Source organism: Cypionkella sp. (assembly GCF_030652235.1).
Taxonomy (GTDB): Bacteria; Pseudomonadota; Alphaproteobacteria; order Rhodobacterales; family Rhodobacteraceae; genus Cypionkella.
Genome location: NZ_JAUSBA010000005.1, coordinates 15,370 through 29,489, shown reverse-complemented (window position 1 = coordinate 29,489; position 14,120 = coordinate 15,370). Strand labels below are relative to the sequence as shown.

Sequence of the window (14,120 nt, the reverse complement as noted above, 5' to 3'; positions counted from 1 at the left end):
CAGCTCCGCCGCCGTCAATTCCTTCCGCGTGACCTCGATTGCCATTCGATCCTCCCTGCCGTCGGAACAAGAGAATCAGAATCTGAACGCTTTGGGAATCCCCTCAGAGTCAGAAACAATGGCCGTTGGTATGAGGCGACGATTGACTATATCTCAACCGAAAAACACCCGCTTGCCAAGGCTGCGAAAGATACGGGTTCGGCTGCGGTGGCGGTGATGGGCTTTGGCTATATCGTGACCTGGGTCTTTGCTTTGCTTGCCCTTTTCTGATGCCCGGTTAGTGTTCAGCCGATCCGCTAGGGGAGAGCTAAGATGAGCGACCGCAAAACCATTCTGATCACCGGGGCGGGTTCAGGGATTGGCCGGGCGACAGCGCGGACCTTTCTGTCGGCTGGCTGGAATGTCGCCTTGATGGGGCGTCGCGCCGAGGCTTTGGCCGAAACGGCAGATGGCCAGCCCGCCTTGCTGCTCGCCGCCGATGTGAGCAACCCGGCAGAGGTCGATGCGGCCTTTGCCCAGCTGCCTCGGCTGGATGTGCTCTTCAACAATGCGGGCATTTCAGCCCCTGCGGCGACGATTGACGAAATATCGGTCGAGCAATGGCTGGCGGTGTCCAATACCAACATCACAGGCATGTTTCTGTGTGCACGCGCGGCGTTTCGGCTGATGCGGCATCAGTCGCCGCGTGGCGGGCGGATCATCAACAACGGCTCGATCTCGGCGCATGTGCCGCGGCCCGGTTCCGCGCCCTATACCATGTCGAAACATGCGGTGACCGGTTTGACCCGCACGCTGGGGCTGGATGGCCGGGCGTTTGACATCGCAGCGGGGCAGATCGACATTGGCAATGCGCTGACCGATATGGCAGCGGGCTTCACCAAAGGGGTGGCGCAAGCCAATGGGCAGACCGCGATAGAGCCGGTGATGGATGTGGCGCATGTGGCGGGTGCGGTGCTGCACATGGCCAGTCTGCCCTTGTCGGTGAATGTGCCGTTCATGACGATCATGGCGCGGGATATGCCCTATATCGGGCGCGGTTAACGTCTTTGCCTGCCCGCCTTGGGCCTTGCCAAACCCATCGCGCCGTCACTGGACTGTCACGGCTGCTTGGCTAAAGTGCCGCCAATGACTTGCAAGGAGCCTACTGATGCAACGCGATCCCGCTTTCACCGCCCACGGCCGTTTTTGGCGTGGCAACCTGCACACCCATTCAACGCGCTCGGATGGCGTGCTGGCCCCCGAAGAAGTGTGTCGGCGCTACAAGGCCGAGGGCTATGATTTCATCGCCCTCACCGACCATTTCGTCGGCATTTATGGCTATCCGATTGTTGACACCAAGCCGATGCGCGATGCGGATTTCGCCACGATTTTGGGCGCAGAACTTCATTCCGGCGCTATGGCGAATGGTGAGCTGTGGCACATTCTGGCGGTGGGCCTGCCCAGCGATTTCGCGCCCTCAAACAGCCCCAGCTTCATTCCGGTCGTGGACCAGGAAACTGGGCCAGAGATCGCGGCGCGTGCAGTGGCGGCAGGGGCATTTGTGGCGATTGCGCATCCGCAATGGTCGGGGCTGACGTTGGCCGATGCCCGCAGCATCACTGCCGCGCATGCGGTTGAAGTTTATAACACCGGCTGCGACACCGGGTGTGATCGCCCGGATGGCTTTGCGATTGCCGACCTTTTGCTGACCGAGGGTCGCCGTCTGAGCATGATTGCCACCGATGATGCGCATTTCTCGGAACCCGATCACTTCGGCGGCTGGGTGATGGTGAAATCCGAATCCAACACGCCCGAGGCACTGCTTGCCGCGCTGAAGGCAGGGCATTTCTACTCCAGCCAAGGCCCGGAACTGCGCGATGTGCGGATTGAAGGCGACAAGGTTGTGGTCGAATGTTCGGCGGTGGTTTCTGTGGTGGCGATCGGGCATGGCACCGGGGCGAAGGCAGTGCATGGCCATTCGCTGACCCGCGCCGAGGTGCCACTGGCGCGGCTGAACAACTCGCCGTGGCTGCGGGTGGCGGTGATTGATGCGGCGGGCAAGCGGGCGTGGTCGAACCCGATTTGGGTCGAGGGTGCTTTGGCGAAAAATCCGCGTGTGGCAGGGTAGGGGGCAAGCAGTTCCCCTCAAAAGCCAGCGCCGCCCCGGGCTTGATCCGGGGCGGCGCTTGATATGACGGCTGAGTGCCTAGCCTCGTGCGGGATCGCTGCTGCGCAGAAAGCGTTTGGCCAGCATCCGGGTCAGCTTGCGATGGGCTTTTGACACCCGCTGCCGCAGATGCATCGCCGCGAACACCGGCTGGTCGATGGCTTCGACATCCCGGACATATTGGAACCGTCCCGTTGCCACCATCTCGGCAGCTTTCTCAGCCATCACAAACCCCGACCCGCCAGTGGCCAGCAGCAGCGAGGCGATGGTCGAGCTTTGTCCAACCGATAACGGCGCGCCAATCAACTCGGGCAGGGCGGTGCGATGGGCCTGCTCAAAAGCCACTGAAAAATGCCCCGAGATGTAAGTCTCCAGCTTGATCTCGGCCCGCGTCGCGGCATCCGAACTGATCAGACGATAGGGCAGGTCGGCCAAAGTGACGAAATGCAGATCGGGGTGTGGTTTTGGCGTGAACAGCACCGCAAAATCATGCACGCCTGAGACGATATCGGCACACATCTGCGCGGAATAGTCTGGCTCGATATAAAACGCCATCTGCGGGAACATGCGGCGGAAATCGGCGAGAAGATCACCGATAAACGCATCAGCCAGATCATTCTGGATGCCCAAACGCATGATCACAGCGGACTCGCCTGTGGGGGCGACGGCGCGTTTGGCCTCATTCCAATCACGCCGCAGCATCCGGGCATGGGTCTCAAATCGCAGGCCCTCGGTCGTCAGATCGGTGCCAGCACGCGAGCGGGTGAACAAGCGCGCACCCACGGCGGCCTCTAGCGTCTGTACGCGGGCCGAGACGGTGGATTGGGTCACATCCAGCCGATCGGCGGTGCGGTGAAAGCTGCGGGTTTCCACAAGATCAAGGAACGTATCAAGAAGTTCGATTTGCATGGTCTGCTCCTCTGCTGTGCGTCCAATGCTTTGCGCCTGATCGGATCACTCGATCAATAGCGCGGCTTTGAGGGAATTGAAAGCCGAAAGCCGTCGTCTGATAAGGGTGGGGCAATACCCGGAGCCAAGCATGTCTGATTTCCCTAAAACCGCGCGCGTCGTTATCATTGGCGGCGGTGCTGTCGGTGCCTCTAGCCTCTATCATCTGTGCAAGGCGGGCTGGACCGATTGCGTGTTGCTCGAGAAGAATGAGCTGACCGCAGGCTCAACCTGGCACGCGGCGGGCAATGTGCCAACGTTCTCGTCAAGCTGGTCGATTATGAACATGCAGCGCTATTCGGCGGAACTGTATCGCGGCTTAGGCGATGCGGTCGATTATCCGATGAATTACAACGTCACCGGCTCAATCCGGTTGGCGCATACCCAAGAACGTTTGCAGGAATTTCAGCGTGTTGTCGGGATGGGCCGCTATCAGGGCATGGATCTGAAGATCCTGACGCCCGATCAGATTGCCGAGGTTTATCCGTTTATCGCGACGCATGATCTCGTGGGGGCTTTGTATGACCCCTATGATGGCGATATCGATCCGGCGCAGTTGACGCAGGCCCTAGCCAAAGGCGCGCGTCAAATGGGGGCACGGATAGAGCGGTTTTGCCCTGCGACAGGCGTGCGGCGTGAAGGCGATGAATGGGTGGTCGAAACCCACAAGGGCGATATCCGCTGCGAAGTCGTGGTGAATGCGGCGGGCTATTACGCGCGCGAGGTCGGCAAATGGTTTGGCCGAGAGGTGCCGATGATGGTGATGAGCCATCAGTACATGCTGTTTGACACCATCCCCGAGGTCGAGGCGCGCACGAAAGAGGTCGGCCACAAGCTGCCGCTGCTGCGCGATGTCGACAGCAGCTATTACCTGCGGCAAGAGAAAAACGGCTTCAACCTTGGCCCCTATGAGAAGAACTGCAAGGCGCACTGGGTGACCAAAGATGATCCGTTCCCGGAAGATTTCAGCTTCCAACTGTTCCCCGACGATCTGGAACGTCTGGAGTGGTATATCACCGACGCCATGGCCCGTGTGCCATTGCTGGAAACAGCTCCGCTGACCAAAGTGATCAACGGCCCGATCCCCTACACCCCCGATGGCAACCCGCTGATCGGCCCGATGCCCGGCGTGCCGAATGCGTTCGAGGCTTGCGTGTTCACCTTTGGTATCTGTCAGGCTGGGGGCGCGGGCAAAGTTCTGGCCGAATGGATCACCCAAGGGGCAACGGAATGGGACATGTGGTCCTGTGATCCCCGCCGGTTTACCGGGTTTGAGGATCAGGATTACTGCATTGCCAAAGGCATGGAGGTTTACGGCCACGAATACGCCATCCAGTTCCCGCATTATACTTGGCCCGAGGGGCGCGATAAAAAACTGTCGGCTGTGCATGATCGCACAACAGCTTTGGGCGCGCAGTTTGGCGCGTATAATGGCTGGGAGCGGGCGTTGTGGTATGCGCGTATCGGAGATGATGTCTCTGCCAAAGGCAGCCAGACTTGGGCGCGCAATGGGGCATGGTTTGGCGCGGTGCGCGCGGAATGTGAAGCTGTGCGCGATGCGGCGGGCATTCTCGACCTACCGGGGTTCTCTCGGTTTGTGTTGAAGGGCGACGGTGCGGCTGACTGGCTGGCGCGGCAAATCACTGGCAAGGTGCCGAATGTCGGGCGGCTGGGGCTTGCGTATTTCGCCGATGACAAGGGCCGGATTGTGACCGAGATGTCGGTGGCGCGGTTGGGGCTGGATGAGTTGTTGCTGATCACCGCAGCCACAGCACAGGCGCATGATCGTGATTGGCTGGTGGCGCATCTGGATGCGGGGCTAAGCCTGACCGACGAGACGACAGAATGGTCAACGCAAATTCTGACCGGGCCAAAATCACGCGAGATTTTGGCAGCGGTGTCGGATGCCGATCTGGCAAAGGGATGGTTGACGTTCCAAACCGCGCAGGTTGGTGGGGCGGATGTGTTCTTGATGCGGGTGTCGTTTGCGGGTGAACTTGGCTGGGAAATTCATTCCAAGGTGGCTGATACCGCGCGGGTTTGGGATGCCGTGCTGGCCGCGGGCACGCCAATGGGGTTGAAGCCGTTCGGGATGTTTGCCTTGAACTCTCTGCGGCTCGAAAAAGGCTACCGCGCGTGGAAGGGCGATCTTTCCACCGACTATTCTGTATTGCAGGGCGGGCTAGAGCGCTTTGTTGATTGGGCCAAGCCCGATTTCCGTGGCAAGGCGGCGCTGGCGGCTGAAAAGCAGGCCGGGGTTGCCAAGCGGTTCTGCACCTTGGTGATCGATGCAGGCGATCAGGACCCACCCTATATGTCAACGATCTGGGAGGGGGATACCGTCGTCGGTGAAGTCACCAGCGGTTATTACGGCCACCGTGTCGGCGCTTGCATCGGGCTGGGCATGTTGCGGGCTGATCTGAACCTGCCGGGACAGGCTGTAGAGGTGGAGATTTTCGGGCAGCGCTATCCGGCGGTGGTGCAGGCAGATGCGCCGCTGTGGGATGCAAAGAATGAGCGCATTCGCGCGTGATTGATGACGGAGCGGGGGCTAGCCCCCGCACCCCAAGAGTATTTTTGCCAAGATGAAAGACAAGTGATGGCTCAGGTTCCGAACAAAGCGCGGGCGGTGGTGATTGGCGGCGGGGTCTCCGGCTGCTCGGTGGCTTATCATCTGGCGAAGATGGGCTGGACCGATGTGGTTCTGCTAGAGCGCAAACAACTGACCTCTGGCACCACTTGGCACGCGGCGGGGTTGATCGGGCAGTTGCGCGGCTCGGCCAATATGACCCGTTTGGCGAAATATTCTGCGGATTTGTATGTGAAGCTCGCGGCGGAGACGGGCGTTGAGACTGGGATGCGGCAAGTGGGCTCGATCTCGGTGGCACTGACCGAGGCGCGGCACGAGGAATTGTTGCGCCAAGCCACGGTGGCGCGGATTTTCGATGTCGATGTGGCCGAGATTTCGCCCTCCGATGTCAAGGCAATGTATCCGCATCTGAATGTCGCTGATGTGGTGGGGGCGGTGCATCTGCCGCTGGATGGTCAGTGTGATCCGGCCAATATCACCATGGCTTTGGCCAAGGGTGCGCGGATGCGCGGTGCGCAGATTTTCGAGCATACCAAGGTCGTTGGGGTCACCAAGGCCGCGGGCAAAGTGACCGGCGTCGATTATCTAGGCTCCGATGGTGAGCCGGGCCATATCGCGACAGATGTGGTGGTGAATTGCGGCGGCATGTGGGGGCGCGATCTGGCCGAGGCGTCTGGCGTCACCTTGCCGCTGCACGCCTGTGAGCATTTCTATCTGATCACCGAGCCTATTCAGGGCCTTGGCCATCTACCGGTGCTGCGGGTGCCGGATGAATGTGCTTACTATAAGTCAGACGCGGGCAAGATGATGATCGGCGCGTTCGAGCCGAAAGCCAAGCCTTGGGGCATGGACGGCATCCGCGAAGATTTCATGTTCGACACACTGCCCGAGGACTGGGATCACTTTCAGCCGATCCTAGAGCACGCGATGAACCGGATGCCGCTGTTCCAAACAGCGGGGATTCATACGTTTTTCAACGGGCCAGAAAGTTTCACCCCGGATGACCGCTATTACTTGGGCGAAGCGCCAGAACTTGGCGGCTATTGGGTGGCTGCCGGTTACAATTCGGTCGGCATCGCTGGCTCGGGTGGCGCGGGCATGGCCTTGGCGCATTGGATCATCGAGGGCGAGGCGCCATTTGACCTTTGGGAGGTCGATATCCGCCGCGCCCAGCCGTTCCAGAAAAACCGCAAATATCTGAAAGAGCGGGTGACCGAGACTTTGGGCCTGCTCTATGCCGATCACTTCCCCTATCGTCAGGTGGAAACCGCGCGTGGCGTTCGGCGCACGCCGCTGCATGAACATCTGAAAGCCCGCGGTGCGGTGTTTGGCGAAGTGGCGGGCTGGGAGCGCGCGAACTGGTTCGCCAATGCGGGGCAAGAGCGCGAGTATCACTATTCTTGGAAACGGCAGAACTGGTTTGAGAACCAGAAGGCCGAGCATCTGGCAGTTCGAAATGGCGTCGGCTTCTTCGACATGACCTCGTTTGGCAAAATCCGCATTGAGGGCCGCGATGCTTGCGCCTTTCTGAACCGGGTTTGTGGCGCGGAAATGGATGTGGCGGTGGGGCGGATCGTCTACACGCAAATGCTGAACCAGAAGGGCGGCATCGAGTCCGACCTAACCGTGACCCGCCTTTCGGAAACGGCTTATCTGGCGGTGGTGCCGGGGGCGACGTTGCAGCGCGATCTGGCATGGCTGCGGCGGCATGTTGGGGATGCGTTTGCGGTGATCACCGATATGACGGCGGCTGAATCGGTGCTCTGCGTGATGGGGCCGAAAGCACGCGATCTGATGCAAAAGATCAGCCCGAATGATTTCTCCAACACAGCGCATCCGTTTGGCTCTATGCGGCAGATCGAGGTTGGCATGGGCATCGCGCGGGCGCATCGGGTGACCTATGTGGGCGAGTTGGGCTGGGAGTTGTATGTCTCATCCGACCAAACCGCGCATGTGTTTGAGGCTTTGGAGGCGGCGGGCGCTGATTTGGGGCTGAAGCTCTGCGGGTTGCACACGCTGGATTCTTGTCGGATTGAAAAGGCCTATCGCCACTTTGGTCATGATATTACCGATGAAGATCATGTCCTTGAGGCGGGGCTTGGCTTTGCGGTGTCGAAGAAGAAACCTGACTATATCGGCCGCGACGCTGTTCTGCGCAAACAAGAGACAGGGCTGGATCGCAAGCTGGTACAGTTCCGCCTGACAAATCCCGAGCCGTTGTTGTTCCACAACGAGGCGGTGGTGCGGGATGGGGTGATTGTCGGCCCGGTGACTTCCGGCAACTACGGTCATTTTCTTGGTGGCGCGATTGGCCTTGGCTATGTGCCCTGCAAGGGCCAGTCGGACGCGGACATTCTGGGCGCGCGCTATGAAATCGAAGTGGCGGGGGTGCGGCATGAGGCCGTGGCCAGCCTTGTGGCAATGTATGATCCAAAATCCGAACGGGTGCGCGCCTGATAAGCGCCGGGAGAGCCGCAGGCCCTCCCGGACCCTCCCGAGGACGTTTGAGCACAGAGGATGACGAAGATGAGCGATCTAAGCGAAATCGGTGAAATGTGTGAACCCTCACGGGCGCGGCGGTCTGGTGGGCGCACCGCACGGGTGGCGCTCCGTTCAGCGCCCTTGGCCGATGACGTGCGCCCGGTGCGCGGCGGCATGTCGGGTGGGCAATATAAGCCTTTGACCGATGCTGGTATCGCGCAAATCCACGAAAGCGCCTTGCAGGCTTTGGAGCAGATTGGGCTAAGCCAAGCCCCGCCTTCTGGGGTGAAACTGTTGACCGAGGCCGGGGCCATTGAAGGTGATGATGGCCGCATCCGCTTCCCGCGCGCGCTGGTCGAGGACATGTTGGCAGTGGCTGCGCGCAATATCACTTTGCATGCGCGCGACCCCAAGCATGATCTGCACTTGTCCGGCAACAAGGTGCATTTTGGCACAGCCGGGGCGGCGGTGCATATCGTCGATCCGATCAGCCTCGATTACCGCGAAAGCACCGCGCAAGACCTTTATGATGCCGCGCGGCTGGTCGAGAATCTCGACAATATCCACTTCTATCAGCGCACGATGGTGTGCCGCGACGTGGTGGACAATCAGGATATGGACCTCAACACGCTCTATGGCTGCCTTGCGGGCACCACGAAGCATGTCGGCACCAGCTTCTCTGACCCGTCGCATGTCGCGGCTTGTTTTGACATGATCTACACCGTGGCGGGGGGCGAGGAAAAATGGCTGGAGCGGCCCTTCGTCAGCAACTCCAACTGCTTCGTCGTCCCGCCAATGAAATTCGCCGAGGAATCCTGCATCACGATGGAGGATTGCATCCGGCGCGGCATGCCGATGCTGCTGCTGTCGGCGGGGCAGGCGGGGGCCACGGCTCCGGCACCGATTGCGCTGACCATTGTGCAGGCGATGGCCGAATGCCTTGCGGGCGTGGTCTATGCCAATGCGATCAAGAAAGGCGCGCCCTGCATCTTCGGCACTTGGCCGTTTGTGTCCGACCTGCGCACCGGGGCGATGTCGGGCGGTTCAGCGGAACAAGCCTTGTTGACCGCTGGTTGTGCGCAGATGCACCATTTTTATGACCTTCCGGGGGGTGCTGCCTCTGGGATTTCCGACAGCAAACTGCCCGATATGCAGGCCGGATGGGAGCAGGGCATCACCAACTCTCTGGCGGGTCTTGCGGGCCTGAACATGTGCTACGAGGCCGTGGGCATGCACGCCAGTCTGCTCGGGTTCTGCCTTGAATCTCTGGTCTTGGGCGATGACCTTCTCGGCCAAGCCATGCGTTTGGTGCGCGGTATTGATGTGACGCCAGACAGCACCAGCATCGAGGCGATGAAACAGGTCTGCCTTGGCGGCCCCGGCCACTATCTCGGCTCAGATCAGACCCTGAAACTGATGCAAACCGAATATATCTACCCCGCATCGGCGAATAGGATGTCGCCGAAGGAGTGGAATGAGGCTGGAAAGCCACTGCTGCTTGACGCCGCCATCGCCCGCAAGAATAGTATCCTCGCAAAGGCCGGAAACGTGATTGATCCCGAGATCGACGCGATCATCCGCGCCAAATATAAAATCTACTTCAAGTGAGGATGCCATGATTTCTGCCAACATGACCAAATTCTACATCAACGGCGCTTGGGTTCAGCCGAACTCGGCCGCGCGGATGGGGGTTGAAAATCCGGCAACCGAGGAGATTGTGGCCGAAGTTGCCTTGGGCAACCAGACCGACATCGACAACGCCATCGCCGCCGCCCGCGCCGCGTTTGACGCCTATACCGTGTGGCCGGTGCAAAAGCGTATCGACTTGGTGAAGCGGATTTTGGAAGTTTACAACTCCCGCTACGAAGATTTCGCGCAAGCGATGTCCACCGAAATGGGCGCACCGATCGAATGGGCGCGTGGCGCGCAGGTTTGGGCGGGGCAGGTGCATATCGAGGCCACCATCAAGGCCGCCGAGGAAATGGCGTGGGAATATTCGCGCGGCACCACCCGGATCGTGCATGAAGGCATCGGCGTTTGTGCTTTGATCACGCCGTGGAACTGGCCGATGAACCAGATCGCTTGCAAGGTGGCCCCGGCATTGGTTGCAGGCTGCACGATGGTGCTGAAGCCTTCGGAAATTGCACCCTTATCGGGCGTGTTGTTCGCCGAGGTCTGCCATGACGCAGGCGTTCCGCCCGGCGTGTTCAACTTGGTGAATGGCACCGGGCTGGAAGTCGGTGCGCGGATGTCGTCGCATCCCGAAGTGGATATGGTGTCGTTCACCGGATCGACCCGCGCGGGCACGGCGGTGGCGGCGGCGGCTGCGCCGACGGTGAAGCGCGTGGCGCAGGAATTGGGCGGTAAATCCGCCAATATCATTCTTCCCAACGCAGATCTGGCGGCTGCTGTGGCGGCTGGCGTCAATGCAATCATGTCCAACACGGGCCAATCCTGCGACGCGCCAACGCGGATGTTCGTGCAGCGCGACCAGCAGGCCGCAGCGCTTGCGGTGGCGAAAACCACCGCCGAGGCGATCATCCCCGGCGATCCGACCCTTGAGACCACCACGATGGGACCGCTGATCTCGAAAGCCCAGTACGAGAAGGTGCAGCGCCTGATCCAAGCGGGCATTGATGAGGGGGCAACCTTGGTGACAGGCGGCTTGGGCCGCCCCGCAGGTCTCAATCGTGGTTGGTTTGCCAAGCCTACGATCTTCGGCGATGTGAAGAACGAAATGACAATCTCGAAGGAAGAAATCTTCGGCCCGGTGCTGGCGATTCTGCCCTACGACACGGTGGATGACGCTGTGCGCATGGCAAACGATACGGTTTACGGCCTTGCCGCCTATATCGCCGGCCCGTTAGAGGATGCCAAACCCGTCGCCCGCCGTCTGCGTGCAGGCACGGTGAACCTGAACTACCCCGAGTGGGACACCTCGGCCCCGTTTGGCGGCTATAAGCAATCTGGCAACGGACGCGAATATGCCGATTGGGGCATTCATGATTTCTGCGAGATCAAGGGCATCGTCGGCTACGGCGACTGACGGACTTATACTCGGGGGCGGGTGTCGCCGCCCCCTCATTCCATAGGATTTACCATGCATTACGGATATATCGGCCTTGGCAACCTTGGCGCCGCCTGCGCGGGCTGTTTGCTGAAGGCGGGCTTTCAGGTGACGGTCTATGATCTGAACCCAGCCTTGGCAGCACCGCTGGTCGCGCAAGGCGCGGTTTTGGCAACCAGTGCCGAGGCTTTGGCCGCATCGGCTGATCATGTGATCACCTGCCTGCCGTCGCCAGCCGTCTCGGAACGGGTGTTGCGCAATATTCTGCCGCACATGGAAAAAGGTGCGTCTTGGCTTGAGATGTCCACTTTGGGCCGGGATGAGGTGCTGAAACTCGCCGCCGTCGCGGCCGAGTCCGGCGTGCGCATGATGGAACTGCCGGTCACCGGTGGCGTGCATCTGGCCTATCAGGGCAAGATCACCATGCTGGCGGGTGGCGACAAAGACCTGTTCGATTTGCACTATGGCGCGATGCAGGCGATGGGCGACAAGATTTTCCACATGGGGCCGCTGGGATCATCCTGTATTATCAAGGTGATCACCAACATGCTGGCCTTCATTCACCTGAAGGCCACGTCCGAGGCGTTGATGCTGGCCAAACGCGGCGGGCTTGATCTGGCGCAGGCTTGGCATGCGATTGCGGCCTCGTCGGGCAACAGTTTCGTGCATGAAACCGAAGGCGCGCTGATCCTGAACGGGTCCTATGATATCGCCTTCAACATTGATCTGGCGCTGAAAGACCTTGGCTTTGCCTTGGGTTTTGGCAAAGAGTTTGGCGTGCCGCTGGATCTCGCCTCGATGACCAACCAGACCTATATCGCCGCCAAAGCCGCGTATGGTGGCGAGGCGCAATCTCCGATGATCGCGAAGTTGCTCGAGGATCTCTTGGGCACAGATCTGCGCGCCGAAGGCTTCCCAGCCCGGTTGGAATAGCAGCTTGCGCAGGGGGTGGCTTTGGGCGAAACTGTTAACAATGTCTTAAAGTCAGCACCCTAACCCCTTGAAATCAGGGCGGGTTATTTGGTCCCGAGTTGGGACCATGGAAAGAAGCCATGGATAAAGCCTCTCAGACCCGCGCCGCCCAACTGCTGCATCACCGCAGCGCGGGGCTGAAAAAAGGCGATCCCGTAAGCCTGCCGATTGTGCCTGCGGCGACGTTTCATTTGCCAGAGGTGGCCGGGGCCAGCCATATCTACGGCCGCAACGGCATGACGACTTGGGAGGCGGTGGAGGATCAGCTCGCGCTGCTGGAAGACGCGCCCTGCGTCAGTTTCCCGTCTGGGATGGCGGCGATTTCGGCGGCTTTGATGGCGACCCTGAAGGTCGGCGCCAAGCTGATCATTCCGGCAGATGGCTACTATGTGACCCGGGTGTTGTCGGAGGGCTTTCTTGCGCCGTTCGGGGTAGAGGTGGTGCAGATCGCGACAGCGGATTATGCCAGCTTTGATTTTTCCGGCGCGGCGGTGGTCTATCTGGAAACACCCTCAAACCCCGGCCTGGATGTGGTAGACATTGCGGCCATATCGCTGCGCGCCCATGCAACGGGGGCCGTGGTGATCGTCGACAACACCACGATGACCCCACTGTTGCAGCGCCCGCTCGATCTGGGCGCTGATCTGGTGGTGGCCGCGGATACCAAAGCGCCTGCGGGGCATTCTGATGTGTTGTTTGGCCATGTTGCGGGGCGAGATGCGGGCCTGATGGCGCGGGTGCGCGACTGGCGCAGGCTCTCGGGGGCGGTGCCGGGGCCATTTGAGGCGTGGCAGGTGCATCGCGGCATCGAAACGCTGGAGTTGCGATTGCAGCGGATGTGCGCCAGTGCCGGAGTGATTGCGGAGCGGTTGCTGGCGCATCGGGCGGTTGCCAATTTGCGCTATCCCGGGCTTGCGAGTGACCCTTCTCACGTAATTTCCAAAACACAGATGACGGGGTTTGGCTTTCTGATCGGTTTTGAATTGGAGGATGAGGCGCGGGCTGAACGGTTTTTGACCGAATGTCCTTACATTGTTCAATCAACCAGCTTTGGCGGCACCCATTCATCGGGCGAACGACGGGCGCGTTGGGGCGATAGAGTGTCCCCAGGGTTTATTCGGTTGTCGGTGGGGATTGAGCCGTTTGAGCCGTTGTGGGCGGCTATGGAAGCTGCGCTGAAACGTTGAGCGAAGGCGATTTCCGAAGTGAAAATCGTGCACGGAATTTTTCTTGAAATTCCGTGGATTGCGGGAGACGTTACAGCAGATTGATCAACCTAGCGGCCTCATCCCGCGGGTGGATCAGCGGCGCGCGGTCTTCGCCGGGGAAGAAGCGCGCGCGGGTGGCGGTTGGCATGGGCGCAGGGGTTTCGATGCGCACCTGCGGACCGATATTGGCGTTCTCGGCAGCCCAACTGCGGGCAAGGGCGATTTGCGCGGCTTTGGTCGCGCCGTAAGCTCCGAAGAATTTCTCGCCTGCGCGCGGATCATCAAAAAACATCGCGCTGCCGTCGCCAGCGCGCAACAAGGGCTCGATCATCGGGATCAACATGCCGGTCGCACGGACATTGGTGGCGATGCTTTTGTCCCAATCCTTCACATCGAGTGAACCTGCTGGCGCGAGCGGGGCGGCATGGATTGCGGTGTGAACCCAGAGATCCAGCTTGCCCCAACGCTGATGGATCGATAGGCACAGATGCCGCATCGCGTCATCATTGATAACATCCATCGGGGCCAAGGTGAGGCCGCCCGCGCCGGGCAGTTTCAGGGTTTTGACGCGGTCATCGAGTTCTTCCAAGCCTCCGACGGTGCGCGCGACGGCGACGACATGCCAGCCGCCCGCTGCCAGTTGCTCGGCGAGGGCCGCGCCGAGTCCACGCGAAGCTCCGGTGATCAGGGCGAGGCGTTTGGTCATTG

The 14,120-nt window shown here is 60.3% G+C and carries 11 protein-coding genes; 9 read left to right on the top strand and 2 right to left on the bottom strand.

Annotated features, from left to right (window positions below; genetic code table 11):
- The 3 genes from Q7V03_RS01530 to Q7V03_RS01520 all read left to right on the top strand — a co-directional run.
- Window positions 1–270 (top strand): diacylglycerol kinase (locus tag Q7V03_RS01530; protein ID WP_304923858.1); only part of this gene is annotated, 270 nt, incomplete at its 5' end.
- A gap of 42 nt (window positions 271–312) precedes the next feature.
- A complete protein-coding gene (locus tag Q7V03_RS01525) occupies window positions 313–1,041 on the top strand; it encodes an SDR family oxidoreductase (protein ID WP_304923857.1) in 729 nt (242 codons plus the stop codon).
- Window positions 1,042–1,147: 106 nt separating this feature from the next.
- A complete protein-coding gene (locus Q7V03_RS01520; protein ID WP_304923856.1) occupies window positions 1,148–2,107 on the top strand; it encodes a CehA/McbA family metallohydrolase in 960 nt (319 codons plus the stop codon).
- Window positions 2,108–2,185: 78 nt separating this feature from the next.
- Here Q7V03_RS01520 and Q7V03_RS01515 read toward each other — a convergent pair whose 3' ends face one another.
- On the bottom strand, window positions 2,186–3,055 hold the full coding sequence (locus tag Q7V03_RS01515) for a LysR family transcriptional regulator (RefSeq protein ID WP_304923855.1): 870 nt from the start codon (window positions 3,053–3,055) through the stop codon (window positions 2,186–2,188).
- A gap of 130 nt (window positions 3,056–3,185) precedes the next feature.
- On the opposite strand from Q7V03_RS01515, the gene Q7V03_RS01510 reads away from it, so the two are divergent.
- From Q7V03_RS01510 to Q7V03_RS01485, 6 genes are all read left to right on the top strand, one after another.
- Window positions 3,186–5,627 carry an FAD-dependent oxidoreductase gene (locus tag Q7V03_RS01510; RefSeq protein WP_304923854.1) on the top strand — a complete coding sequence of 814 codons (2,442 nt, stop codon included), beginning with the start codon at window positions 3,186–3,188 and terminating at the stop codon, window positions 5,625–5,627.
- Between the two features lie 66 nt (window positions 5,628–5,693).
- Entirely contained in the window at window positions 5,694–8,141 is a 2,448-nt protein-coding gene (locus tag Q7V03_RS01505) for an FAD-dependent oxidoreductase (protein ID WP_304923853.1), read from the top strand.
- Between the two features lie 69 nt (window positions 8,142–8,210).
- Window positions 8,211–9,773, top strand: coding sequence for a trimethylamine methyltransferase family protein (locus tag Q7V03_RS01500; protein ID WP_304923852.1), 1,563 nt, complete (start codon window positions 8,211–8,213; stop codon window positions 9,771–9,773).
- A gap of 7 nt (window positions 9,774–9,780) precedes the next feature.
- Window positions 9,781–11,211 (top strand): aldehyde dehydrogenase family protein, encoded by a 1,431-nt coding sequence (locus Q7V03_RS01495; RefSeq protein WP_304923851.1) that lies wholly within the window; start codon window positions 9,781–9,783, stop codon window positions 11,209–11,211.
- A gap of 54 nt (window positions 11,212–11,265) precedes the next feature.
- Window positions 11,266–12,165 carry an NAD(P)-dependent oxidoreductase gene (locus Q7V03_RS01490; protein ID WP_304923850.1) on the top strand — a complete coding sequence of 300 codons (900 nt, stop codon included), beginning with the start codon at window positions 11,266–11,268 and terminating at the stop codon, window positions 12,163–12,165.
- A gap of 119 nt (window positions 12,166–12,284) precedes the next feature.
- A complete protein-coding gene (locus Q7V03_RS01485; protein WP_304923849.1) occupies window positions 12,285–13,391 on the top strand; it encodes a cystathionine gamma-lyase in 1,107 nt (368 codons plus the stop codon).
- Between the two features lie 70 nt (window positions 13,392–13,461).
- Here the strand turns inward: Q7V03_RS01485 and Q7V03_RS01480 are convergent, their stop codons facing one another.
- Window positions 13,462–14,118 carry an SDR family oxidoreductase gene (locus tag Q7V03_RS01480; protein WP_304923848.1) on the bottom strand — a complete coding sequence of 219 codons (657 nt, stop codon included), beginning with the start codon at window positions 14,116–14,118 and terminating at the stop codon, window positions 13,462–13,464.
- Window positions 14,119–14,120: the final 2 nt, after the last annotated feature.